General features: G+C 51.2%; 22 protein-coding genes. 15 read left to right on the top strand and 7 right to left on the bottom strand.

All coding sequences use genetic code 11. The features are described from left to right. The first annotated feature begins 455 nt into the window (after nucleotides 1-455). The 14 genes from CLOSYM_RS01915 (at nucleotide 456) to CLOSYM_RS01980 (ending at nucleotide 12,523) form a co-directional block, all read left to right on the top strand. The gene (locus tag CLOSYM_RS01915; RefSeq protein ID WP_044902047.1) at nucleotides 456-1,895 is read left to right on the top strand and encodes an ethanolamine ammonia-lyase reactivating factor EutA; all 1,440 of its coding nucleotides are present in this window, start codon (nucleotides 456-458) and stop codon (nucleotides 1,893-1,895) included. A 68-nt stretch (nucleotides 1,896-1,963) separates the two neighbouring features. Then, on the top strand, nucleotides 1,964-3,337 hold the full coding sequence (locus tag CLOSYM_RS01920) for an ethanolamine ammonia-lyase subunit EutB (protein ID WP_003500917.1): 1,374 nt from the start codon (nucleotides 1,964-1,966) through the stop codon (nucleotides 3,335-3,337). 4 nt (nucleotides 3,338-3,341) lie between these two features. Beyond that, a complete protein-coding gene (gene eutC, locus CLOSYM_RS01925) occupies nucleotides 3,342-4,391 on the top strand; it encodes an ethanolamine ammonia-lyase subunit EutC (RefSeq protein ID WP_003500916.1) in 1,050 nt (349 codons plus the stop codon). 56 nt (nucleotides 4,392-4,447) lie between these two features. After that, entirely contained in the window at nucleotides 4,448-5,101 is a 654-nt protein-coding gene (gene eutL / locus CLOSYM_RS01930; RefSeq protein WP_003500915.1) for an ethanolamine utilization microcompartment protein EutL, read from the top strand. 19 nt (nucleotides 5,102-5,120) lie between these two features. Next, nucleotides 5,121-6,626 carry an acetaldehyde dehydrogenase (acetylating) gene (locus CLOSYM_RS01935; protein WP_115639106.1) on the top strand — a complete coding sequence of 502 codons (1,506 nt, stop codon included), beginning with the start codon at nucleotides 5,121-5,123 and terminating at the stop codon, nucleotides 6,624-6,626. A 222-nt stretch (nucleotides 6,627-6,848) separates the two neighbouring features. Further along, nucleotides 6,849-7,136, top strand: a complete 288-nt coding sequence (locus CLOSYM_RS01940; protein WP_003500912.1) for a BMC domain-containing protein — start codon at nucleotides 6,849-6,851, stop codon at nucleotides 7,134-7,136. Nucleotides 7,137-7,222: 86 nt separating this feature from the next. Continuing rightward, nucleotides 7,223-7,510, top strand: coding sequence for a BMC domain-containing protein (locus tag CLOSYM_RS01945; RefSeq protein WP_003500903.1), 288 nt, complete (start codon nucleotides 7,223-7,225; stop codon nucleotides 7,508-7,510). A 12-nt stretch (nucleotides 7,511-7,522) separates the two neighbouring features. Beyond that, a complete protein-coding gene (locus tag CLOSYM_RS01950) occupies nucleotides 7,523-8,251 on the top strand; it encodes a hypothetical protein (RefSeq protein ID WP_003500893.1) in 729 nt (242 codons plus the stop codon). Nucleotides 8,252-8,342: 91 nt separating this feature from the next. Then, a complete protein-coding gene (gene pduL, locus CLOSYM_RS01955; protein ID WP_242827618.1) occupies nucleotides 8,343-9,254 on the top strand; it encodes a phosphate propanoyltransferase in 912 nt (303 codons plus the stop codon). Beyond that, nucleotides 9,251-9,529: a EutN/CcmL family microcompartment protein gene (locus CLOSYM_RS01960; protein WP_003500884.1), complete on the top strand. Its 279-nt coding sequence runs from the start codon at nucleotides 9,251-9,253 to the stop codon at nucleotides 9,527-9,529. The genes pduL and CLOSYM_RS01960 overlap by 4 nt, the downstream gene beginning before the upstream one ends. A 1-nt stretch (nucleotide 9,530) precedes the next feature. Next, nucleotides 9,531-10,889 (top strand): 4Fe-4S dicluster domain-containing protein, encoded by a 1,359-nt coding sequence (locus tag CLOSYM_RS01965; RefSeq protein ID WP_021640731.1) that lies wholly within the window; start codon nucleotides 9,531-9,533, stop codon nucleotides 10,887-10,889. A gap of 247 nt (nucleotides 10,890-11,136) precedes the next feature. Next, nucleotides 11,137-11,682: a BMC domain-containing protein gene (locus CLOSYM_RS01970; protein WP_003500878.1), complete on the top strand. Its 546-nt coding sequence runs from the start codon at nucleotides 11,137-11,139 to the stop codon at nucleotides 11,680-11,682. Nucleotides 11,683-11,695: 13 nt separating this feature from the next. Continuing rightward, complete coding sequence (gene eutS / locus CLOSYM_RS01975; protein WP_003500876.1) at nucleotides 11,696-12,058, top strand: ethanolamine utilization microcompartment protein EutS; 363 nt, start codon at nucleotides 11,696-11,698, stop codon at nucleotides 12,056-12,058. A 3-nt stretch (nucleotides 12,059-12,061) separates the two neighbouring features. Then, complete coding sequence (locus CLOSYM_RS01980; RefSeq protein ID WP_003500874.1) at nucleotides 12,062-12,523, top strand: EutP/PduV family microcompartment system protein; 462 nt, start codon at nucleotides 12,062-12,064, stop codon at nucleotides 12,521-12,523. Between the two features lie 107 nt (nucleotides 12,524-12,630). On the opposite strand, the gene CLOSYM_RS01985 is transcribed toward CLOSYM_RS01980, so the two are convergent. The 3 genes from CLOSYM_RS01985 to nhaC all read right to left on the bottom strand — a co-directional run bounded on the left by CLOSYM_RS01985 (nucleotide 12,631) and on the right by nhaC (nucleotide 15,813). Then, nucleotides 12,631-13,044, bottom strand: coding sequence for a NifB/NifX family molybdenum-iron cluster-binding protein (locus CLOSYM_RS01985; RefSeq protein WP_003500872.1), 414 nt, complete (start codon nucleotides 13,042-13,044; stop codon nucleotides 12,631-12,633). A gap of 313 nt (nucleotides 13,045-13,357) precedes the next feature. Next, nucleotides 13,358-14,347 (bottom strand): 1-aminocyclopropane-1-carboxylate deaminase/D-cysteine desulfhydrase, encoded by a 990-nt coding sequence (locus CLOSYM_RS01990; RefSeq protein WP_003500871.1) that lies wholly within the window; start codon nucleotides 14,345-14,347, stop codon nucleotides 13,358-13,360. 44 nt (nucleotides 14,348-14,391) lie between these two features. Beyond that, entirely contained in the window at nucleotides 14,392-15,813 is a 1,422-nt protein-coding gene (gene nhaC / locus CLOSYM_RS01995; RefSeq protein WP_003500870.1) for a Na+/H+ antiporter NhaC, read from the bottom strand. Nucleotides 15,814-16,207: 394 nt separating this feature from the next. Between nhaC and CLOSYM_RS02000 the strand changes: the two genes are divergently transcribed. Next, the gene (locus tag CLOSYM_RS02000; RefSeq protein ID WP_003500868.1) at nucleotides 16,208-16,885 is read left to right on the top strand and encodes a helix-turn-helix transcriptional regulator; all 678 of its coding nucleotides are present in this window, start codon (nucleotides 16,208-16,210) and stop codon (nucleotides 16,883-16,885) included. 147 nt (nucleotides 16,886-17,032) lie between these two features. Here the strand turns inward: CLOSYM_RS02000 and CLOSYM_RS02005 are convergent, their stop codons facing one another. Genes CLOSYM_RS02005 through CLOSYM_RS02020 form a run of 4 tightly spaced genes read right to left on the bottom strand, consistent with a single transcriptional unit; the run spans nucleotide 17,033 to nucleotide 21,418 of the window. After that, nucleotides 17,033-18,970 (bottom strand): extracellular solute-binding protein, encoded by a 1,938-nt coding sequence (locus CLOSYM_RS02005; RefSeq protein ID WP_003500866.1) that lies wholly within the window; start codon nucleotides 18,968-18,970, stop codon nucleotides 17,033-17,035. Further along, entirely contained in the window at nucleotides 18,970-19,791 is an 822-nt protein-coding gene (locus CLOSYM_RS02010; protein WP_003500864.1) for an ABC transporter permease, read from the bottom strand. Before CLOSYM_RS02010 ends, CLOSYM_RS02005 begins: the two co-directional genes overlap by 1 nt. Then, nucleotides 19,784-20,860, bottom strand: a complete 1,077-nt coding sequence (potA, locus tag CLOSYM_RS02015) for a spermidine/putrescine ABC transporter ATP-binding protein (protein ID WP_003500862.1) — start codon at nucleotides 20,858-20,860, stop codon at nucleotides 19,784-19,786. The genes CLOSYM_RS02010 and potA overlap by 8 nt, the downstream gene beginning before the upstream one ends. A gap of 24 nt (nucleotides 20,861-20,884) precedes the next feature. Then, nucleotides 20,885-21,418, bottom strand: coding sequence for a helix-turn-helix domain-containing protein (locus tag CLOSYM_RS02020; protein ID WP_003500860.1), 534 nt, complete (start codon nucleotides 21,416-21,418; stop codon nucleotides 20,885-20,887). Between the last annotated feature and the right edge of the window lie 682 nt (nucleotides 21,419-22,100).

Consider the following 22,100-nt stretch of genomic DNA (forward strand, 5'->3'; position numbering starts at 1 on the left):
TGTTTCCGGCAGGCCGATATCAAATCTTCCACAAGGGCGCATTAAAGGCATATCGTATTTTACGCACACGGAAGCACTGAGTGGCCTCGACAAGGTCCGCCCCCGCACTTAACGCGTGAGACAATCAGCGCCGCAGTCAGCGGCGGCGTCCTCACCTGCTTAATTAAATCTCCTTATTGACAGATCGCGCCCCCCAGTTATATAATTTAACAAAAGAAGCAAATATCCCCCGCCTCAACAGGCAGAGGGAAGAATTGCCAGTAACAAACTACATATTTTCACCATACAACAGGGTATGGCGTGACAGCAATAAGGCTCAGAGTGAGGAATGGATAATTCCGCACTCTGGGTCTTTTTTGCTTTTTTACGGGAAAGTGCTCCCGCCGAAGCGATCCGCTGCAGGCGGAGAATCTCGCTCGCGGGATTCTTTCTTCTGGAAGGAAAGGAGAGTGGGGATGGAACATACCCAGATGCTCAGTGTGGGGATTGATATCGGGACATCAACTTCACAGGTGATTTTCAGCCGGCTGACGGTTGAAAATACAGCCGGCTATTTTTCGGTTCCCGCTGTCTCGATTATCGGAAAGGAAGTGGTTTATCAAAGTCCGGTCCACCGCACGCCGCTGATTGACGAGTCACTCATCGACGGGGAGGCTCTCCGCAAAATGATAGAAACGGAGTATGCATCAGCCAAAATTACGGCAAATCAGGTTGAGACAGGGGCCGTCATTATAACGGGAGAATCAGCGCGCAAGGAAAATGCGCGCATGGTGCTGGAACTGTTGAGCGGTTTTGCCGGTGATTTTGTCGTATCGACGGCCGGGCCGGATCTGGAATCCGTGATTGCCGGGCAGGGAAGCGGAGCCTGGGAGTTTTCGGAGGAAAATGGGACTGTAGTCGTGAACCTGGATATCGGTGGAGGGACGACGAATGTTGTCTTGTTTGACGGCGGCGAAGTGCGGGCCAGGGGCTGTCTGGACATTGGAGGCCGTCAGGTTACTCTGGACAGCCGGGGGAGAATTGCCTATATCAGCCCCAGCGCCGGACGGATTGCGCAGGCTTGTCATCTGAATCTTGTAAAAGGGGAACCGGCATCTGTAGAGACATTGAATAGGCTGTGTGACAAAATGAGCGAGGTGCTGGAGCAGATGCTGGGAGTGGCGGAACCGACGCCGCTTCTGGAGGAAGTCAGGACGCAGGGGTCTGCATTGTTCAAACTTCCGGCGGACCGCCCTGTCCGGTTCGTCTGTTTTTCGGGAGGTGTGGCAGACTGTATCTACCAGCCGGGGCGGGAGCCGTTTGCTTACGGCGATATCGGTGTGCTTCTCGGAAACGCGGTGCGGCGCGGCCGCCTGTTTCAGGCATTCCGGGTGCTGGATGCGTCGGAGACAATCCGGGCTACGGTGATTGGTGCGGGAAATTACACAACTACAATTTCCGGCAGTACGATTTCTTATACGGAGGGGCTGTTTCCGATGAAAAACGTGCCGGTCCTGAAGCTTACGCTGAGTGAGGAGGAGAGATGCTGGGGCGGTGACAGCAAATTCCTGTATGAAAAAATAAAATGGTTCCTGGCTCAGAATGATGCGGCCTGCATGGTGCTGGCAATGGAAGGGAGAAGGGATCCGGATTATCAGGAACTGAAAAAACTGGCGGCCGTGACGGCGGATGCTCTTGACCGCGCGCTTTTGCCGGAGGTCCCACTGCTTTTGATGGTGCGCTCCGATATTGCAAAAGCGCTGGGGCAGATAATACGGCAGAAGCTGTCGGGGAAACGGCCGCTGGTGGCGGTGGATGCGGTGAAAGCCGAGTTTAATAATTTTGTGGATTTTGGCCGCCCTATCATGAACGGGCTTGTCATTCCGGTGATTGTTAAGACGCTGATTTTCGGTTGAGAGAAAACATAACAGTTCATGCTGTCTGAACTGTTACGAGAGAACGGTAAGCCAACTTGGAGGTAAACATGAAATATAAGACAATACTATCGGGACAGACTTTCGTGTTTGATTCGGTAAAGGAAGTCCTGGCAAAAGCGGGGGAACACAAGTCGGGCGATGTCCTGGCCGGTGTGGCGGCTCAGTCTGATATAGAACGGATAGCCGCAAAGGAGGTTCTTGCGGCTATGACGCTGAAGGAATTGTACGAGAATCCTGCGGCGCCCTATGAGGAGGATGAAGTTACCAGAATTAATATTGACGGGCTCAACCAGAGGATTTACGAAAGGATCCAAAACTGGACGGTCAGTGACCTGCGGGAGTGGCTGCTGTCCTATGAGGCGGATGAAAGCGCGATCCGCCGCATGTCGAGAGGACTTACGGCTGAGATGATTGCGGCTGTCTGCAAGCTGATGACAAATCTGGATTTGATTTATGGCGCGCAGAAAATACGCGTCACGGCCTGCTGCAACACAACGGTCGGCGAGCGGGGAATCATGGGCACGCGGCTCCAGCCCAACCACACGACGGATAATGTGGAAGGAATCACGGCATCCCTGTTTGAGGGGCTGTCATACGGCTGCGGCGATGTGCTGATAGGCCTGAATCCGGTAAATGACACGGTATCCAGTCTGGCTGAGGTTCTGAAACGGTTTGATGAGGTGAAGAATTCACTTGAAATCCCCACCCAAATCTGTGTGCTGGGCCATATCACGACCCAGATAGAGGCCCTCAGGCAGGGAGCGCCCTGTGATATGATTTTCCAGTCTATAGCCGGAAGTGAAAAGGGGAACCGCGCGTTCGGATTCTCCTCGGAGACGGTGGAGGAGGCTCTGGCGCTTCTGCGCACCCATGGCACGGCGGCCGGGCCAAATGTAATGTATTTTGAGACGGGCCAGGGGAGTGAGCTTTCCTCCAATGCGCACTGGAATGCGGATCAGGTGACAATGGAGGCCCGGTGCTATGCATTTGCAAGGCGCTACCATCCATTTATGGTCAATACGGTTGTGGGCTTCATCGGTCCGGAATATTTGTATGATTCCAAACAGGTGATCCGCGCCGGCCTGGAAGATCATTTTATGGGGAAACTGTCGGGACTGCCGATGGGCTGCGACTGCTGCTATACGAATCATATGATGGCGGATCAGAACGATATCGAAAATCTGGCGCTTCTTCTGGGAGCTGCCGGAGTCAATTATATACTCGGCGTGCCTACAAGCGACGATGTGATGCTGAATTATCAGACGAACGCGTACCATGATATCGGTACAATCCGGGAAATTCTCGGTCTGCGTCCCATACCGGCATTTGAACGCTGGCTGGAGCGAATGGGGATTATGGAAAATGGAAGACTGACGGGAAAAGCCGGAGACCCAACTGTATTTATGAGGAAAGGACGGTGAGCATATGCTTGGACAGACGGAAATAGAGCGGATTGCAGATGAAATCCTTTCCGAACTGCAGGCCGGAGACAGGACGGAAGCAGGAAGCCGTGCCGGAGCGCAGGAAGCCGGACAAGCGGCCTGTGTTTATGGGACAGGAGGCCGGCCAACAACGGATTTTATGATATCCTCCCATGCATCAGGTGCGGATATCAGGCGTTCCATTCACCGGAGTTCACAGGGAGCCGTGCCGGAGGAAGTAAGAACCGATATGGCTCCGGCCGGAGGCGGTAAAGGAGAGGATCCGGGAACACAGCCCTCTGCTTTTGAGGATAGGGAAAGGAATAAAAAGATTCCGCTTCTCGTACATCCCGAGGATATGGATGCACTGAGGCGGATGATGACGAAGACAACAGCCCGTATCGGAGTGGGCCGTTCCGGACCCAGGTTAAAGACTATGACACTTCTGACTCTCCGCGCTGACCACGCGGCGGCCAGGGATGCCGTACTCATGGATGTCGGTGAGGAATTAACCGGTCAGCTGGGGCTGCTTGCCGTCACCACACGCTGTGCCGATAAAAATATTTTTCTGACCAGACCGGATCTCGGGAGGGAGTTTGACGAAGAGACAGAGGCACTGATTAAAGAAAAATGCATCCAAAACCCGGATATACAGATTATTATCAGCGACGGACTTTCTTCCTCCGCGATTGAGGCCAATGCGGCGCGTATCCTTCCCGTGGTGGCGGAAGGATTGAAGGAAAAGGGACTGACTACTGGTACTCCGATATTTGTCAAATATGGACGCGTGGGGGCGCAGGACCGCATTTCGGAGCTGGTGGGGGCAAAGGTGGTCTGTTCGTTTATCGGCGAACGTCCCGGTCTGGCTACGGCGGAAAGCATGAGCGCCTATATAGCCTACCATGCAAAGGTGGGAATGCCGGAGGCGAGAAGGACGGTTGTTTCCAACATACATAAGGACGGTGTCCCGGCAGTGGAAGCAGGAGCCTATATTGTAGAGCTGCTGGCGCTGATTTTGGAAAAACAGGCCAGCGGGGTGGAACTTAAAAAGTAGGCGCCGGTTTGGAGTATGGCCGGAACAGCCGCTGTAAATCGTAACGGAGGTGAAACATGGTTTCAAGACAAGTCGGCACGCGGGTGCTTGGCGTCCGCATTCTGCCGAACGCCGATCCGGCGCTGCGGGAACACCTGGATGTGCGGCCCGGCGACCGGAGCCTGGGGATTTTTACGACAGACTGTGATGATGTGTCATATGCGGCGTTGGATGAGGCGACTAAAAAGGCGGATGTGTCCGTGGCTTACGCAAAAAGTATGTATGCAGGAGCTGCCAATGCCAGCACCGCTCTGGCCGGTGAGTTTATCGGGATTTTATCCGGACCGGATCCGGAGGAGGTGCGCAGCGGTTTGGATGCGGCGTTTGCTTACATAGAAAATGAGGCGCATTTTTATACGGCCAATGAGGACGGCTCCGTGGTATACTTCGCCCACTGCATTTCACGGACCGGTTCGTACCTGTCCGCCCAGGCCGGTGTAAAAGAAGGAACTGCCATGGCCTATCTGATAGCGCCCCCGCTGGAGGCTGCGGTAGGTCTGGACGCGGCGCTGAAGGCGGCCGACGTGAAGCTTAAGACTTATTACGGCCCCCCGACCGAGACAAACTTTGCAGGGGGACTGCTCTGCGGAAGCCAGGCCGCCTGCCGGGCCGCCTGCGAGGCATTTGCGGAGTCGGTGCGCCGGGTGGCGGGGACGCCTCTTGTATATTAACAGAAAGGACGTGATCAAATTGACATTGGATCGTGATTTGCAATCGATACAGGAAGTGCGGGAGCTGGTTGCCCGCGCGAAGGAGGCGGAGAAGATGCTTTCAACGTTTCCGCAGGAAAAATTGGATGATATTTGTTCATCCGTAGCGGACGCATGTATGGAGCATGCAGAGAGGCTTGCCAAAATGGCAGTACAGGAAACCGGATTTGGCAGGTGGGAGGATAAGGTTCTGAAAAACACTCTGGGCAGCAGGATAACCTGGGAGTCTGTCAGGGATTTAAAGACAGTTGGGCTTTTGAGGGAGGATAAGGAGAGGGGAATCTGTGAAATCGGCGTCCCGATGGGAGTTGTTGCCGCCCTGATTCCGTCCACCAATCCAACCTCAACGGCAATGTATAAGAGTATTATCTCCATTAAAGCGGGAAATGCCATCATCATCAGCCCTCATCCTGGGGCGAAGAACTGTATTACGGAGACGTATAAAGTAATCCGGGAAGCTGCGGAGCTCGCCGGAGCGCCGGAGGGCACGGTGGGCTGTGTCAGCCTGACGACGATGGAAGCGACGGATACGCTTTTAAAGCATCCCGACGTCAGCATCATCCTCGCCACAGGGGGAGAGGCCATGGTTCATGCCGCATATTCCTCCGGCAATCCGGCATTGGGAGTCGGGCCGGGAAACGGGCCTTCCTATATCGAGCATACGGCCGATATAACATCGGCAGTCCGGCGTATTATGGACTCAAAAACATTTGACAACGGCACAATCTGTGCATCAGAACAGTCTATTGTGACGGAACGCTGTATTACGGGACAGGTGGAGGAGGAACTGAAGCGCCAGGGCGCCTGTTTCCTGACACAGGAACAGTCGGAGAAGCTGTCCGGCTTTCTGCTCCGGGCAAATGGAACGATGAATCCGAAGATTGTGGGCAAGACGGCGCAGCAGATTGCCGATATGGCAGGGCTTTCGATCCCGGCCGGGACACGCCTTCTCGTTTCGCGCCAGGACCCGGAAAATGTCAGCAAGAAAAATCCGTATTCCCGTGAAAAGCTCTGTCCGATTCTGGCATACTTTGTGGTGGAGAGCTGGGAGGAGGCGTGTGAGCTGTGTATCCGCATCCTGCAAAATGAAGGGGCCGGCCATACGATGACCCTGCATACGAATAACCGGGAAGTGGTCCGGGAATTTGCCATGAAGAAACCGGTGTCGCGCATTCTCGTCAACACACCGGGTGCATTGGGGGGAGTCGGCGCCACGACAGGACTGGCCCCGGCACTGACGCTGGGCTGCGGAGCAGTCGGAGGCAGTGCTACGTCAGACAATATTACACCGCTTAACCTGATCAATATCCGCCGTGTGGCCTACGGTCTCTGCGAGCTGGCCGATTTAAAAGACAGCGACGGGACGGAGCGCGGCGCTTTTGCAGCATCGGACGCTTTTGCCGCAGGCAGCATGGAGGATTTGAGGGAAGAAGACATTGAGGCAATTACACGCGCCGTCATCGCGCGGCTGCGTGCAAAACGATAAAATAACAAAGAATGATTCGTAACCGTTCAGACAGGTCTGCGCATTTGCTGTGCGGACCGTGCGAAAAGGCAGTGGCAGCAGGCAGTCGGCTCATCGCGCAGCGATTTTAATTAAAGGCGGCGGCCTGTGCGCGGAGCGTGCAGGTTATCGGAAGCCGAATGCGGTAACAGTTCATTCTGTCTGAACTGTTACATGATTAGAAAATTCAAGGAGGATAAGATTATGGCAGCATTACAGGCACTGGGAATGGTAGAGACAAAGGGACTGGTTGGTTCGATTGAAGCGGCTGACGCCATGGTTAAGGCGGCAAATGTAACTTTGATTGGCAAGGTACATGTGGGAGGCGGTCTTGTGACGGTAATGGTCCGCGGCGATGTGGGAGCGGTAAAGGCAGCCACCGATGCGGGAGCAGCGGCGGCAGGCCGTGTGGGCGAGCTTGTATCCGTCCATGTGATTCCTCGTCCCCACGCCGAAGTGGAGATGATTCTGCCGAAGCTGGACGTACAGTAACGGAAGACCCGATGGGCAGCAATTCAAACAGTTCATGTTGTATGAACTGTTGCGACAATTGAGTGAATAGAAAAGGAGAAAATATCATGGCAGCATTACAGGCATTGGGAATGGTGGAAACAAAAGGACTGGTTGCTTCAATTGAAGCAGCCGATGCAATGGTGAAAGCAGCTAACGTGACCCTGATCGGCAAGGTGCATGTGGGAGGCGGTCTTGTGACGGTAATGGTCCGCGGCGATGTCGGAGCCGTAAAGGCGGCCACCGATGCAGGCGCGGCAGCGGCAGGAAATATCGGTGAACTTGTATCCGTCCACGTAATTCCGCGTCCTCACGGCGAAGTGGAACTTATTCTGCCGGTACTCGACGCTGAATAAGCCGGATGAAATATGAGAGTGCTGACAGAAGCTGATTTAAGGACAGGGAAGATTCGGGGAGACGCTAAGGAATATCATGTGCCCGAGGGGACCTTTGTCACGCCGTCGGCAAGAGAATACCTCCGGGATCGGGCGGTAAATCTTAAATTTGATTCCGGAGAAGCGCCGGTTCACGCCGTAATGACCCGTACTCCGATTAAAAAGCAGGGAAGCCATACCTATATTGACGCTGCAACCGGTGAGGGGTATGGGGAAAAGCCGGAGGATATGACCCATCTGCGGGGAAATCTTCTGGTACCCAAAACGCATCCGCGCATCGCACTCAGGGGACATTTGGACGGCCTTCAGGCGCGGGTGCTGCTGATGCAGGCAAAATATAAGGAGGATGAAGCCCTCCGCGCTGCGCTTGACAGTGTCCTGTGTTATCTGAGGGCAATTCTCGGAGCCGAGGTAAAAGAGGAAAGACTCGGAGAAATATTGCTGTTTGGGCTGGGACATGAGGAACTACGACGCATGTCCCACAATGTGAAGGAGTATTTTGGAATAGAACATCCGGTTCCCGATCCCACAATGGGAGAGCAGGCTTTGGAGCTGAACCTGCTGCGGACACAGGTGAGGGAGGCGGAGCTTAGTGCGGCAAACGCGTTTCACGAGGGGGATACGCTGGGGATTATCAGACATTTAAACAGGCTCAGCAGCGGAATTTACATCCTTTTTTGCAAAACACAGCAGAAGCCGTAACAGTTCATGCTGTCTGAGCTGTTATTAAAATCCAGGATAGGAGGGGCAGGGGAGCCGGGAGCGGATGCATAACGGCGCCCCGGTACATTTTATGAACAGACAACAGATACAGGAAATTATCCTCCGTGTTCTTGCTGAATGTGGAGAGCAGGGAAAAGAACAAGAGCTGCCGCTCGATTTTCCGGTGGAGGTCTCAGCCAAACATGTCCATCTGACCAGAGAGGCTGTGGAACAATTATTCGGAACCGGGGCGAAACTGACGCCGAAACGCCCCCTGTCCCAGCCGGGACAGTTTTTAAGCGAAGAGCGGGTCACTTTGGTCACATCAAAAGGAAGAATTGAAAATGTAGCTGTTCTCGGACCTGAGAGGGCGGCAGTTCAGACAGAGTTATCGCTGACAGACTGCCGGACGCTTGGAATCGATGCGCCGCTGCGGATGTCGGGCGATTTAACGGGAGCCGGGGATGTGTATATCATCGGTTCTATGGGAATGATTCATGCGAAAGGCAGCGTAATTATCGCACAGGCTCATATACATATCACCCCGCCTCAGGCGGAGCAGGCAGGGATTACGGATGGTCAGAGAGTTTCCGTGACTGTCGGAGCAGAGCGCAGAACCACGCTGGAAAATGTAATATGCCGCGTCAGCAGTCAGGCCGCCCTTGCCATGCATATCGATTTTGATGAGGCGAATGCATGTATATTACCGAAACATGCCACGGCCAGAATGAAAATCGCTGCCGGACGAACCGGAAATACGGACAGATACAACGGCGGAAATTCAGTTAGAGAGATGGACAAGGAGACGGATACAGAGAAAGAAACCTGCGTGCCGGAATTTGAGGGAAAGCTGATTACGGAGGCGGTGGCCCGCAAGCTTGCATCAGGGAGCAAAAAAAAGTTTGCCCTGGCAAAAGGCGTGATTCTTACGCCTTCGGCTAAGGATGTCCTTCGCCATGCAGGGATAGAAGTATACTGGCAGGAGGGGAGGCGGCCGATATGATGATTTGTCAGGTGGTAGGCCATGTATGGGCCACGAAAAAGGAAGAGGGACTGAACGGCCATAAACTGATGATTGTCCGGGAAGTGACGACAAACAGAAGGAATGGAGCCACCTTTGTGGCAGCCGATTCGGTCGGGGCCGGAATCGGGGAGCAGGTACTGGTGGTGAGCGGCAGCACAGCCAGGCGGGCCATCGGTTCCGATGACTCTCCGATTGACAGCGCGATTGTCGGCATCATTGATTCCCTTGAGATAGCGAAGGATAAGGGGGAATAATATGAAGCTGACAAAACTTATCTATGAGGCCGGAATTATCGGCTGCGGCGGCGCCGGATTTCCGACTCATGCAAAATACAATGGAACAATTGAGACGATTATCATCAACGGAGCGGAGTGTGAGCCGCTTCTCCAAACAGACCGCTATCTTATGAGGAATAAGGCGCGGGAACTGATACAGGCCGCCGATATGCTGCTGCGTGAAACAGGAGCGGGCCGGTGTGTCATAGCGCTCAAGCATTCCTACACAAGGGAGATAAAGGCTCTGGAGGAGGCAATCCATTCTTTTTCCTCATTCGTCAGCCTCCACCGGCTTGAAAGCTTTTTCCCGGCCGGAGATGAGCAGACAATTGTATATGAAGTGACGGGAAATGTGGTTCCTCCCGGCGGCATCCCTCTGAACGTGGGCTGTGTGGTGAGCAATGCGGCCACGCTTTTCTGCATCTATGAGGCGATGGAGGGGCGGCCGTTTACTCAGAAATATCTGACTGTGACGGGAGCAGTAGGAAAGCCGGTCATTGCAAAGGTTCCGATAGGAACCCCGGTCAGTGAATGCCTGAAACTGGCAGGCGGCCCGTTTATCCCGGATTATGTGGTCGTAAACGGAGGGCCCATGATGGGGAAACTCCTTACAAAAGAAGAGGCAGAGAACGCCTGGGTGACAAAAACCATGTCGGGTCTTATTGTGCTCCCTGCGGACAGCAGCATTGCCAGGCGCTCGGAGGTCACGGTCAGGCACATGCTGAACCGGGCGAAATCAGCCTGTATCCAGTGCAGCTTCTGTTCCCAGCTCTGTCCCAGGGCTTTGCTTGGACATCCTCTTAAGCCGCACCGGATCATGCGGAAACTGGCGTCCTGTCATGATATAACCGAGATACTGGATGACAGCGACATACGAAATGCGGCCCTCTGCTGTGAATGCGGAATCTGCGAAATTTTCGCGTGCCCGATGGGATTGCAGCCGAGACGGATTAATGGAATCCTGAAAGGAGAACTGGCCAAAGCAGGACTTCGCTACCAGCGCCCAGAAGGGGAATGGAAGGCGGAGCCCGACAGGAATATGCGTAAAGCGCCCACCGGGCGCGTGGCTTCCAGGGCAGGAGTGGCGGCCTATGAGGCAGTTCAAATTGATGAGCTGGCAGTGCTCCCGTCCGGGGCTGCAGGGACGGTCCGCCTGGCTCTCCGCCAGAGTATCGGCGCACCGTCATACCCGGTAGTAAAGGACGGTGAGAGGGTAGAGGAAGGCCGGCTTATCGCAGTCTGTCCGGATGGCAGTCTGGGCAGCGCGCTGCACGCCTCGGTGAGCGGTGTCGTGAAGGTGGAGGAACAGTACCTGGAAATCAAGGCGTCCGGAAGCTGAATAACCGGAAGCTGAATAACCGGAAGCTGAGTAACCGGAGACTGAGTAACCGGAAGCTGAGTAATAGGTAACAGTTCAGTCATGGTGTATTCCGCAAGGTGTTTTCGCTGCTTTTTTGTGAAAATCCCGGGTTACGCGGCGCGAAACGGCGTTTTTTGCCGTTTCTGTGCAGCATTTGCAGCAGTTTGACCGAAGGCTGAACTGTAACAGAAATAGTAAAGTATAGTGGTAAAGGAGCGCACAGAGAATGGAAGCAATCGGAATCCTTGAAAGCAACAGTATAGCCAAAGGAATTGAAGCGGCGGACGCAGTGCTTAAGGCGGCAGACACGGCGCTTTTATATGCAAAGCCGGTATGTCCGGGGAAATATACTATTTTATTTTACGGGGATGTGGCGGCGGTGAGTGCCTCCCTGGATGCGGGGGCAGCCGTGATCGACGCACATCTCGTTGATTCGGTCGTGATTCCCCGCATACATCCCCAGGTGATCCAGGCAATCAGCCTGTCTACGGCGCCGGACGGCGTAAATGCCGTCGGCGTTATGGAATTCTTCAGCGTTACAGCTGCGGTATATGCGGCGGATGCGGCTGCTAAGGCGGCGGATGTGACGCTTTTGGACGTCCGTCTCGGTGTGGGAATCGGGGGAAAATCATTTGCCGTTCTTACGGGAGAGGTGGCGGCGGTGGAGGAGGCCGTGCGCTGCGGTATGGCGGCAGGAGAAGAAAAAGGACTCGCCGTCACCAGCACTGTTATTCCAAGCCCCCGCAAAGAGATTTTTGATACATTATTGTAAAGGAGATGGCAGTATGACACAAGGAAATCCCTTTGATTCCAAACAGCGGATTATCCAGGAATTTGTTCCCGGCAAACAGGTGACAATGGCCCATCTGATTGCGAACCCCAATGATGATTTATATAAAAAGCTGGGCGTAGTCAGCAAAACCCGCGGAGCGCTGGGGATTTTAACCATTACCCCCAGCGAGGCCGCCATAATCGGAGCCGATGTGGCGACCAAGGCGGCAGAGGTGGAAATCGTATTTGTCGACCGTTTCTCAGGTTCTCTTGTGATCTGCGGGGACGTGGCCGCGGTGGATGCGGCTCTCAAAGATGTACTCCGCGTCCTCGGCGAGACACTGCATTTTACAATGACGGAAATCACGAGGTCTTAGGCGATGAAGAAAATCATGATGATTGGAAAGATTGGCTGCGGAAAGACGACGCTCGGGCAGCGGCTGACCGGGGAGACGGTCAGCTACCGGAAGACGCAGTCTATCCAGGTGATCGGGGACGGAATTGTGGACACGCCCGGAGAATATCTGGAACAAAAGCAGTTTTACAGCGCACTGATAGTCACGGCAGTGGAAGCGGACGTGATACTGCTTCTTCTCTCGGCAACCGATGAACAGAGTACATTTTCACCACGCATGAGTTCTATGTTCGGCGGGAAACCGGTGATTGGAGTGATTACAAAAACGGATCTTTGCCGCGATAAAGAACGGATTGAGATAGGGAAAGAGATTCTGGAAATCGCAGGAGCGCAGGAAATCCTTGAAATCGGGTTCGGGGATGATGCTTGTATTGAGACGCTGAAAAGCAGGATAGAAAAGAGTTCCCCGGCAATCCAGATTCCCTGAATCATGGATTGCCGGGGGGACATATCTTGCTATGTAACAGCTCAGACAGCTTGAACTGTTACCTTGTTATCAGGTTTATGGTAATTTTTTTATCAACCGTTTTAGCATCAATGACACCAGGTGCCGCAGGCGCTGATATTACCGTCACATTCTTCTTCATCCCCGTCTCCGTGGTGATGGCCGCAGGAGGAACAGGATGCACAGCCGGAAGCGCCGAAGTGGAGTCTTCCGCCAAGGAATTCTTCCACACATTTATCGGCCTCGCCTTCTGCCCCTCCCAGGATCTGGATTCCGGCATTCTGAAGCGCTGTCACGGCTCCAACGCCAATACCGCCGCAGATCAGGACGCCTGCGCCTTTCTCCTTCAGGAAATCGGCAAGGGCAGAGTGGCCGCTTCCGCTGGTATCCACGATTTCCGAGGAGATGATTTCGTCATCTATTGTATCATAAATCTTAAATTGTTCTGATTTGCCGAAGTGCTGGAACACCTGGCCGTCTGAGTATGGAACTGCTATTTTCATGGTTGTTTACCTTCCTTTCTTGTTTTTACGTCAGCTCAGTTATCCTGTTGTATGTGTTGAGTCTGTGAACTGAAACGGCGGCCTGTTAACAGGCCTATTTTGATTTTACGTTTTTTATGATGATAATTCAAGACTTTTCTTTGCTCTTTCTGGCTGAGGTGAGGAGGACGCGTCCGGAACGGACCATGTCCGCTGGCCGTACCGGCGGCGTCCTCACCTGCTTAACTAAATCTATCTGCGAACAGAAACCAGCCCTGCAAAAACTGTGCAGGGCTGTAAACATACCTAATTTATTATTTTGCAGTTCACAATATCAATACTGGTTAAACAGGGCGGCAAAGCCGCCGGAGTGCAGGACACAGGCGCCGCCGGTTTTTATTTTTCCCTTTTTCAGAAGATCATACATGCCCCAGACAGTTTTGGAGGTATAAACTCGCTCGAGGAAAATTCCCTCCTGATTTGCAGCAGTCTGAATCATGGCATCGGCTTCTTTCGTAGGAATGCCCCAGCCGCCGCCCCGGTAATCTTCGTGTATTGTCATAGCGCAGTCGAGCGGTAAATCGATGTCTGTTCCAAGGTATTCTTTCATGCCTTCAACAAGCTCTTTTATAATCCGGTGAAGCTCTTCCTTCGGATTTTCAACTGTAATGACATGGACATGAAAGGGGTTCCCTAAAAGCATTGTACCAAGTACAATTCCTGAAGCGAGACCGCCGTTGCCTCCCGGCACAAACAAATCCGTAATGGAATATTCACTTCCAAGCGCCGCCAGCTCCAATGGAAGATGAATATAACCGACACTGCCGTGTATGGTGGTTGCTCCATTTTCTATTATGTATGGCTTTTTACCGTTTTTTGTTAATACATCCGCCAATTCAGAAATATAAATTTCCCGCTGCTTTTCAGATACCTCTCCGATGTAGTGTTCCTCCACACCCGACAGATAGTTAAGCAGGGCATTTCCCGCCGGCTTCTCAGGTCTGTTGCTGTTATGTACCAGAATACATTTTACGCCCAGCTTGCAGCAGGCGGATGCGGCAATCGAACAGAGATTGGAGTTTGCCTGTCCGGATGCGATAATGGTATCGTTTTTACGGGCCAGAGCTTCACCTAACAGGTATTCCAACGGACGGACTTTGTTCCCCCCGGGGCCGACTCCATTTAAATCGTCGCGCTTTATGTAAAGCGGTCCGGCTCCCGCCAGTTTTTCCAGATTATACATTCTTGTCACAGGAGTCACGCCAGGAAAAAGAATTTGCCGCGGAAGTCCGTTTAGGAGCCTGGTGATTGCTTCTGATGTCATATTAGCCTCCTTCTATCTGTAAATAACAGGGTAGTAACCAACAATTATTTATATTTGCGTAATTTCATTGTGAAATGCATCTGTTCATTATATTTAAGAACACCAAATCCAATATAAGCCGTTAAGACTGCAATAACCGGAGAAAGTATGGCCACCAGGTTGAAGGGGAGATATTGGGCCACCGATACGCCGAACAGTCCGCTGTATAGGATGGCAGAGGCATCCCATGGCACGATGGAGCCGAGGACGGTGCCGGTACACTCCAGACTTCGCGAGAGGACTCCCGGATGGACATCCATATCCTCAAATGCATCCCTGAAGGCAATTGCCGGGAGGCTGAGTGTACAGGATTGTCCGGCGCCGCCGAACATCAGCGCGATACCGGTTAAGGTAACGGAGAATACCAGACCGCCTACTGATTTTACTATCTTTCTCAACTGATCCATTAAACGGGATAAAACTCCGGTCCGTTCAAACACGCCTGAGAACATACCGGCTCCAATACAGAGAAAGATTGTTTCCGCCATACTCAGAGCGCCGCCTCTGGAGAGAAGTTTATCAATATCGGCATTGCCGGTCGCGCTTTTAAAACCACCTACAGCGGAGCCGATGACATCGGTGAGGGGAATGTTCTGGAACAGGACGGCCCAGATACAGCCGATGACAAGACCGCCTGCAAAAACGGGAATGGTGGGTTTTTTCATTGCTGAAAGAATTAACACAAACAAAAGGGGGACGAGCATCAGGACACCGATATTACAGGAGGACTTCAGGCTTTCTGAGAGAATCTGTACGGAAGCCAGATTCATTTCTCCGTGACCGTATTTAAATCCTAATATACTGTATACAATTATCGAAATTATAGATACCGGAAGAGTGACATAACAAAGCGATAAAATGTGGTCGAACAGTTTTACTCTCGAAGTGGCGGCTGCCAGCAATGTTGTGTCGGAGAGAGGGGAGAGCTTGTCGCCTACCAGAGCGCCCGAGATGATGGCGCCTGCCGCCATCGGAGCCGGGATACCCAGTCCCTGGGCGATGCCTATCAAGGCGATGCCCATTGTCCCGGCCGTTCCCCAGGAGGTACCGGTCACTAAAGAGGTGATAATACAGATAATAAACGCGATGGGAAGAAACAGTTTGGGATGGATTAAATTGATTCCGTAATATAGCATGGTCTGTACACTTCCGGCGGAAATCCAGACACCGATCAACATTCCGATCAATATCATTACGATAACGGTCTGATTTACACGCCCAATTCCTTTTAATGCGTATTCTTCAATGTCTTCCCATGAATATCCCAGATAGACGCCAAAAATGCTTTCCACGCAGATGGCTGCCGTCAGCGCCAGCATGATTCCCACCCCTTGCGAGAGAAGAAGCAGGATCAGCAGGAGCGGTGCAAAAAAACCGAACAAGGCCATGGGGATTGTGAGTTCTTTGATTTTTCTTTCTTTTTTCATAGATAGGTGCCCTCCCTTATTTATTAAATTAAAATATTGGTTCTGGTTTTATAGGTACAATGAAATAAAATTCAGTTTAATGGGGGAGTGTCAAGATGTATACATGCAGTTTTTGACTTTGCGATTGATTGCTTTCAGTAAGAATTATCAGTATATTATCCGTAATTGGAGGATATCATACTATTAATTTTTTGTCAATAGCTATAATTTTATTTAAATATAAATTTAAAAGACTGATTATTTCTATAGAATATACAGAGATTTACAGTTATAATGGTTAATAGGAGATTTTTACTAAAATAAATTTCATTATAATTTCATATTTCCTGATTTATTCACAGGATAGCAGATGGTATAATTTAACTATGATTCAGGGAGGGAAGGAGATTAGCAGATGGCGGCATATTTAATATTGACAAAGGCGGACAGGCTGATTCTGGATTCATATAAAACGGTGTTAGACGGTTTCAGCGAATATTTTGGGGAAGGTTATGAACTGGTTCTCCACAGTCTGGAGGATTTGGAACATTCTGTTATCAAGATTATTAACGGCCATTATACAAACCGGGAGGAGGGGGCGCCAATCACCGATCTGGCGCTTACGATGCTGGAGCGGATTAGAAAACAGAGTTCCCCCCACTCCCTTGTCTATTTCAACAGAAAGAATGGCAGCACTCTTAAATCAGCTACAATACCAATTATCGGCGAGGGAGGGAGAATTATCGGCCTTTTATGCATTAATCTGCATTTGGACATTCCGTTTTCAACCATGTTATCCTCATTCTTTAATGAACCTCCGGCGACGCCTGCAATTACGGAAAGCTTTAATGAGGACATGGAGGGATTGATTGCCTCCTCTGTCAGAGAAGCTAAAACCAAAGTAATGGCTGATGCGTCTGTAAGCAGCTCCAATAAAAATAAGGAAATTGTGCGCATTCTCCACGACAAAGGGATTTTCCAGGTGAAGGAAGCGGTGGTCCAGGTGGCCCATGCCCTTGATATCTCAAAGAATACGGTATATCTGCATCTGAGAAATCTGGCTAACGGCGGTCAGAATGAACGCAGGGAGTAAAAGCGGGAAGGCCGGGGGCGGGAGGCAGTAAGCGCAGAGAAAAATATCCCGGAAAGCAGGACCGCCTTTTCGGCAGCCATATTTTCCGGGATAATGAAATGATTCAGCGGTGCAGTCAGGGTGTCTGCTCCTTAGAGCGTGTTTTCATCAGTTTGATTTGACTTCTTTCCACAGATTGTTGTAAACTGCGTCAGTTTCATCCCCGAGATAACGGTAGACTTCACAGTTTTCAAGCTGGTCCATGTCGGGGAAGACAGCCTTGTTGTTCTGCATGTCTTCATCCAGAAGCTCTTTTGCCGCTTTATTCGGCGTCGCGTAGGTGATGTACTCAAAGTTCTTCAGGGCGATGTCGGGGCGGCAGAGGAAATTAATCCATTTTTCCGCATTTTCTTTATTCTTTGCATCGGCCGGGATCACCCAGGAATCAATCCAGAGGTTGGTTCCCTCCTCGGGAATGACGTATTCCAGCGAATAGTCGAGATTCTGATTTTCCACTTCCTCCTGGATATAGAGCATCTCTCCGGAGAAAATAACGCCGAGCGCGGCTTCACCGCCTATCATCTTATCACGAACCTGATCAATGACATAGGCCTGAACAAGGGGCTTTTGTGCAATCAAATCGGCTTTTGCCTCCTGAAGCTCGTTGATATTCTCTGTGTTCATCGAGTAACCGCGTGCTTTCAGGGCTACCATAAAGGCATCCCGGACACTGTCCTGCATCAGGATTTCCCCTTTGTATGCCGGATTCCAGAGATCCGACCATTTCTTCGGTACGGGAAGACCCCGTTCCTCTATTGTTTTTGTGTTATAGAGAATACCGACGGTTCCCCAGGTATACGGTACGGAGTAAAGATTCTCCGGATCAAACTCCCTTGACATTTCCAGGAACTTCGGATCAATATTAGCAAGGTTCGGAATGTTGTCAAAGTTGATTTCAGCCAAAAGGCCGTTTTCAGCCATTTTCTGTATCATATAGTCGGACGGACAGACGACATCATAGTTGACCGCGCCGGCTTCAATGACGGGATACATCTCCTCATTGGTTTCGAAAAGGTCATAGGTCACTTCAATACCTGTCTCTTCCCGGAATTGTTCAATTACGGAATCGTCGATATATTCCCCCCAGTTGTAGACATACAGCTCGTTGGAGTGCTTGGTGGAATAGCGGCCATAGGTGGTGAAACCGACCACACAGATAATTACCACGGTTGCCGCGGCGAGAACAGCGCGTTTGATATTGCTGTTTCTCTTTCTGCGGTTTAACCGTCTGGCATTTTCTTCCGGCGACAATGGAACAGCTGTTTTTTTCGTTTCCTCCGGTGAAAAATTGGTGATGATCAGCAGCACCAGGACTGTCACGAAAATCAGCGTGGAAAGCGCATACATGGAAGGTTTGATACCGCGGCGCACTTCACTGTAAATCAGCGTGGAAAGCGTATCGATTCCTGCGCCTCTTGTGAAGTGGGTGATGATAAAGTCATCCAGCGACATCGTAAAGGCCATCAGGAAGCCGGACAGGACACCCGGCATAATGTCGGGAAATACTACTTTAAAGAATGCCTGAACCGGGCCTGCACCCAGATCCATCGCCGCTTCGTAAGTGGATTTATTTGTCTGCTTTAATTTCGGCATAACGCTCAAAATCACATATGGGATGTTAAATGTAATGTGGGCGATTAAAACGGTTTTGAATCCCAGGGAGATGCCGAAGGCAATGAATGCCAGCATCAGGGAGATACCGGTTACAATCTCGGAGTTTAACATCGGAATGTTGTTCACGCCCATGACAATGGTGCGAGGGACTTTTTTCATGCTGTTAATGCCGATAGCGGCCACGGTGCCGATAATTGTCGCAATGAGCGCCGACAGGGAAGCGATAAGCAGGGTGTTGTAAAGGGCATTCATAATCGCCTGGTTCTCAAACATCTGCGTGTACCATTTGGTCGTAAAACCGCCCCAGAGTGTTCTGGACTTTGTATTATTGAAGGACAGAACCATCATTGTAACAATGGGGGCATATAAAAATATCAGGATCAGCACCAGGTAAAAGTCCTGGAAAAATTGTTTTAATGTATATTTTCTCATCAGAATGCCGTGCCCTCCCCTTCTTTATCGTATTTTGCAATGAGGGCCATGCTCAGTAAAATGAATATCATCAGCACAAGGGAAAGACCGGAACCCAGGTTCCAATTGCTGCCCTTTGTAAATTCCTGCTCGATGACATTGCCAATCAGCAGGATTTTGCTGCCGCCCAGAAGGTTCGAGATAACGAAAGTGGTCAGGGCAGGGACGAAAACCATCGTGATTCCGCTGATGATTCCGGGCAGGCTGAGCGGAATCCAGATATGGGTCAGAGTCTGAAATTCATTGGCGCCCAGGTCTTTAGCCGCATTGATCGTGTTGTCGTCGATTTTGGCAAGTACGTTGTAAATCGGGAGAATCATGAAGGGCAGGAAGTTATAAACCATACCCAGGATGATCGCCCATGGAGTGTTGATGATGGCAATATTCGGCAGGTGCAGAAAATTCAAAATGCCGTTGATAACTCCGTTTTTCTCCAGCAGCGTCTGCCATGCCAGTGTGCGCAGCAGGAAATTCATCCACATCGGAAGAATGAAAATGAATACCATAAAGCTTCCCTGGCCGATATTCTTCCTGCGAAGAACCATGGCCAGCGGGTAAGCCAGGACAAGGCAGATCAGGGTGCTGAGCAGAGAGAGGCCCAGGGATAAAAACAGAGCCTTGGCATGCTCCGGCGTGCCGATGGACAACACATTTGCCAGTGTAAACGCTCCGCCTTTGTCGGTCAGTCCGTAGAAGACGATCAGCAGGAGCGGGATGATGGTAAAACCGATCATCCAGACAATATAAGGTCCGGCCAGAAGCCGTTTTACAGATTTATTCATCGATGCTTACCGCCTCCTCGTCTTCAGAGGCTGGTTTGTTCATGATCTGGATATCAAAAGGATCAACATGGATGCCGACCTTCTCGCCTACCGGGCACATATCCGTACTGTGAACCAGCCATTCAAAACCGTCGGGGGTCGTAACCTCCATCTCATAGTGTACGCCTTTAAAAATCAGGTGGGTGACAATGCCTTCAAGGGTTCCCTGTTCCGGCTTTACCAGATCGATGTCTTCCGGACGGATAACCACGTCTACCGGCTGGTTTACGCCGAAACCACGGTCCACACAGGCAAATTTTGCGCCGAAGATCTCTACCAGTTCATCATGGAGCATCAGGCCGTCTACAATGTTGCTCTCGCCGATAAAATCGGCTACGAAGGCATTTTCCGGCTCGTTGTATATCTGCTCCGGAGAGCCCATCTGCTGGATGTAGCCCTGGTTCATTACGACAATCGTATCGGACATGGTGAGGGCCTCTTCCTGATCATGGGTGACATAAATAAATGTGATTCCCAGCTCATTTTTCAGCCGGATCAGTTCGTACTGCATGTCCTGGCGCAGCTTGAGATCCAGGGCTCCCAGCGGCTCGTCCAGAAGCAGGACCTTCGGTTCGTTGACGATGGCGCGGGCTATGGCGATACGCTGCTGCTGCCCGCCGCTCAGGGAATCTACGGAGCGGTTTTCAAAACCATCCAGGTTTACCAGCTTTAATGCATATTTAATTTTGTCTTCAATGTAATTCTTGGGTTTATTCTTGATTTTCAGGCCGAAGGCAATATTATCGGCAATACTCATATGGGGAAACAGCGCATATTTTTGGAATACGGTGTTTAATTGCCGTTTATTGGGCGGGAGTTTGGTGATATCTTTTCCTCCGAAAATCACGCCTCCTTTATCAGGGGATTCAAAACCGCCGATGATGCGCAGCGTCGTCGTCTTGCCGCAGCCGCTTGGACCGAGAAGAGTGACGAAGGAATTCTCCCGGACAGATAGACAGAGATCGTCAAGGACAACATTGCTGTCATAGCTCTTGGTAATGTTAACTAAATCAATTAATGGCTGGCTCATACTTTTCCTCCGTGTGTATTATAATTAGAAGCTTGGCGGCGAGCTGACCCAAATGATGGATGCTCCTGACCTGCTTGACAGGTAGTGGGTCTTATCGCTCGTATAATAGAAGGATTCCCCTTTTTTTGCTTTATAAGTGCGGTTTCCCAGATGAATGGAAATACTGCCCTGAAGCACGTATCCGAATTCCTCCCCTTCATGCGGAGTGTCAGGATACGTGGAGCCGCCGGGGGAGAGGACAAGGTGAATCGGTTCCATAATATTTTTCTGGGCATTTGGGATAATCCACTTTATTTCATTTTTCAGTTCTGTGTCTTCCTTGGTGAAATAGTCGTTTTTGCCGAAGACGATCTGCTCCTCCGGCGTTTCATTAAAAAATTCACCGATGGTGGTTCCAAGACATTGCAGAATGTCCATCAGGGTGGCAATGGACGGGGAGGTTAAATCCCTCTCCAGCTGGGAGATGAATCCCTTGGAAAGCTCTGCACGGTCCGCCAGTTCTTCCTGGGTCAGGCCCTTTAACGTGCGCAGTTCTTTTAATTTGGCTCCGATGTTCACGGTCTCCTCCTTTCGCGCGGGACAGAGCCGGCCTGCCGTGCCGGACGGGAAGGCGGCCTGTGAATGGATAATATAATAAGAAAAAAGTTTACATTTACTAAATGAATGTAAAATTAACTTAAAAGTTTACTAATAATAAACATGACGCAAATATCATTATACAGGAACTGCGTCTGCTGTCAATAGGTTTGGTGAAAAATGGTGTCGAATAAATGGAGATTTAACTGAGGTTGGAGGACGCGTCCGGAACGGACCATGTCCGGTGTGGTGAGGGAGCTGGCTGAGTCTTCCGTCCCCGGTTGGAGGTGGTGTGGAGGGGGGAATCCGGCGAAGATTTTTGCGGCACCGGACATGGTCCGTTCCGGGCGCTGATTGTCTCCAGCCTTAAACAGAGTGGGTCTTGTCGCGGCCACTACGTGTTTCCGGAAGGCCGATGTAAAATCCGGCATCCAGTAATTTTTTAATTAGATATTGCAAACAAATTTATAACCAACTATAAGCCGCCATAACTCCTCTCTGCAGAAGGACTGAGTGGCTACGACAAGGTTCTCCCCCGCACTTAACGCGTGAGACAATCAGCGGCCCAGTCGGCGGAGCGACACCCTTGGCGGAGTCTTTCGTCCCGGCGAAAATCTTCCCTTGGGGCGAAGGGGAAGATAAAGTCTGCGGATGCCTTTGAAAT

It is taken from the genome of [Clostridium] symbiosum ATCC 14940, assembly GCF_000466485.1.
Lineage (GTDB): Bacteria > Bacillota > Clostridia > Lachnospirales > Lachnospiraceae > Otoolea > Otoolea symbiosa.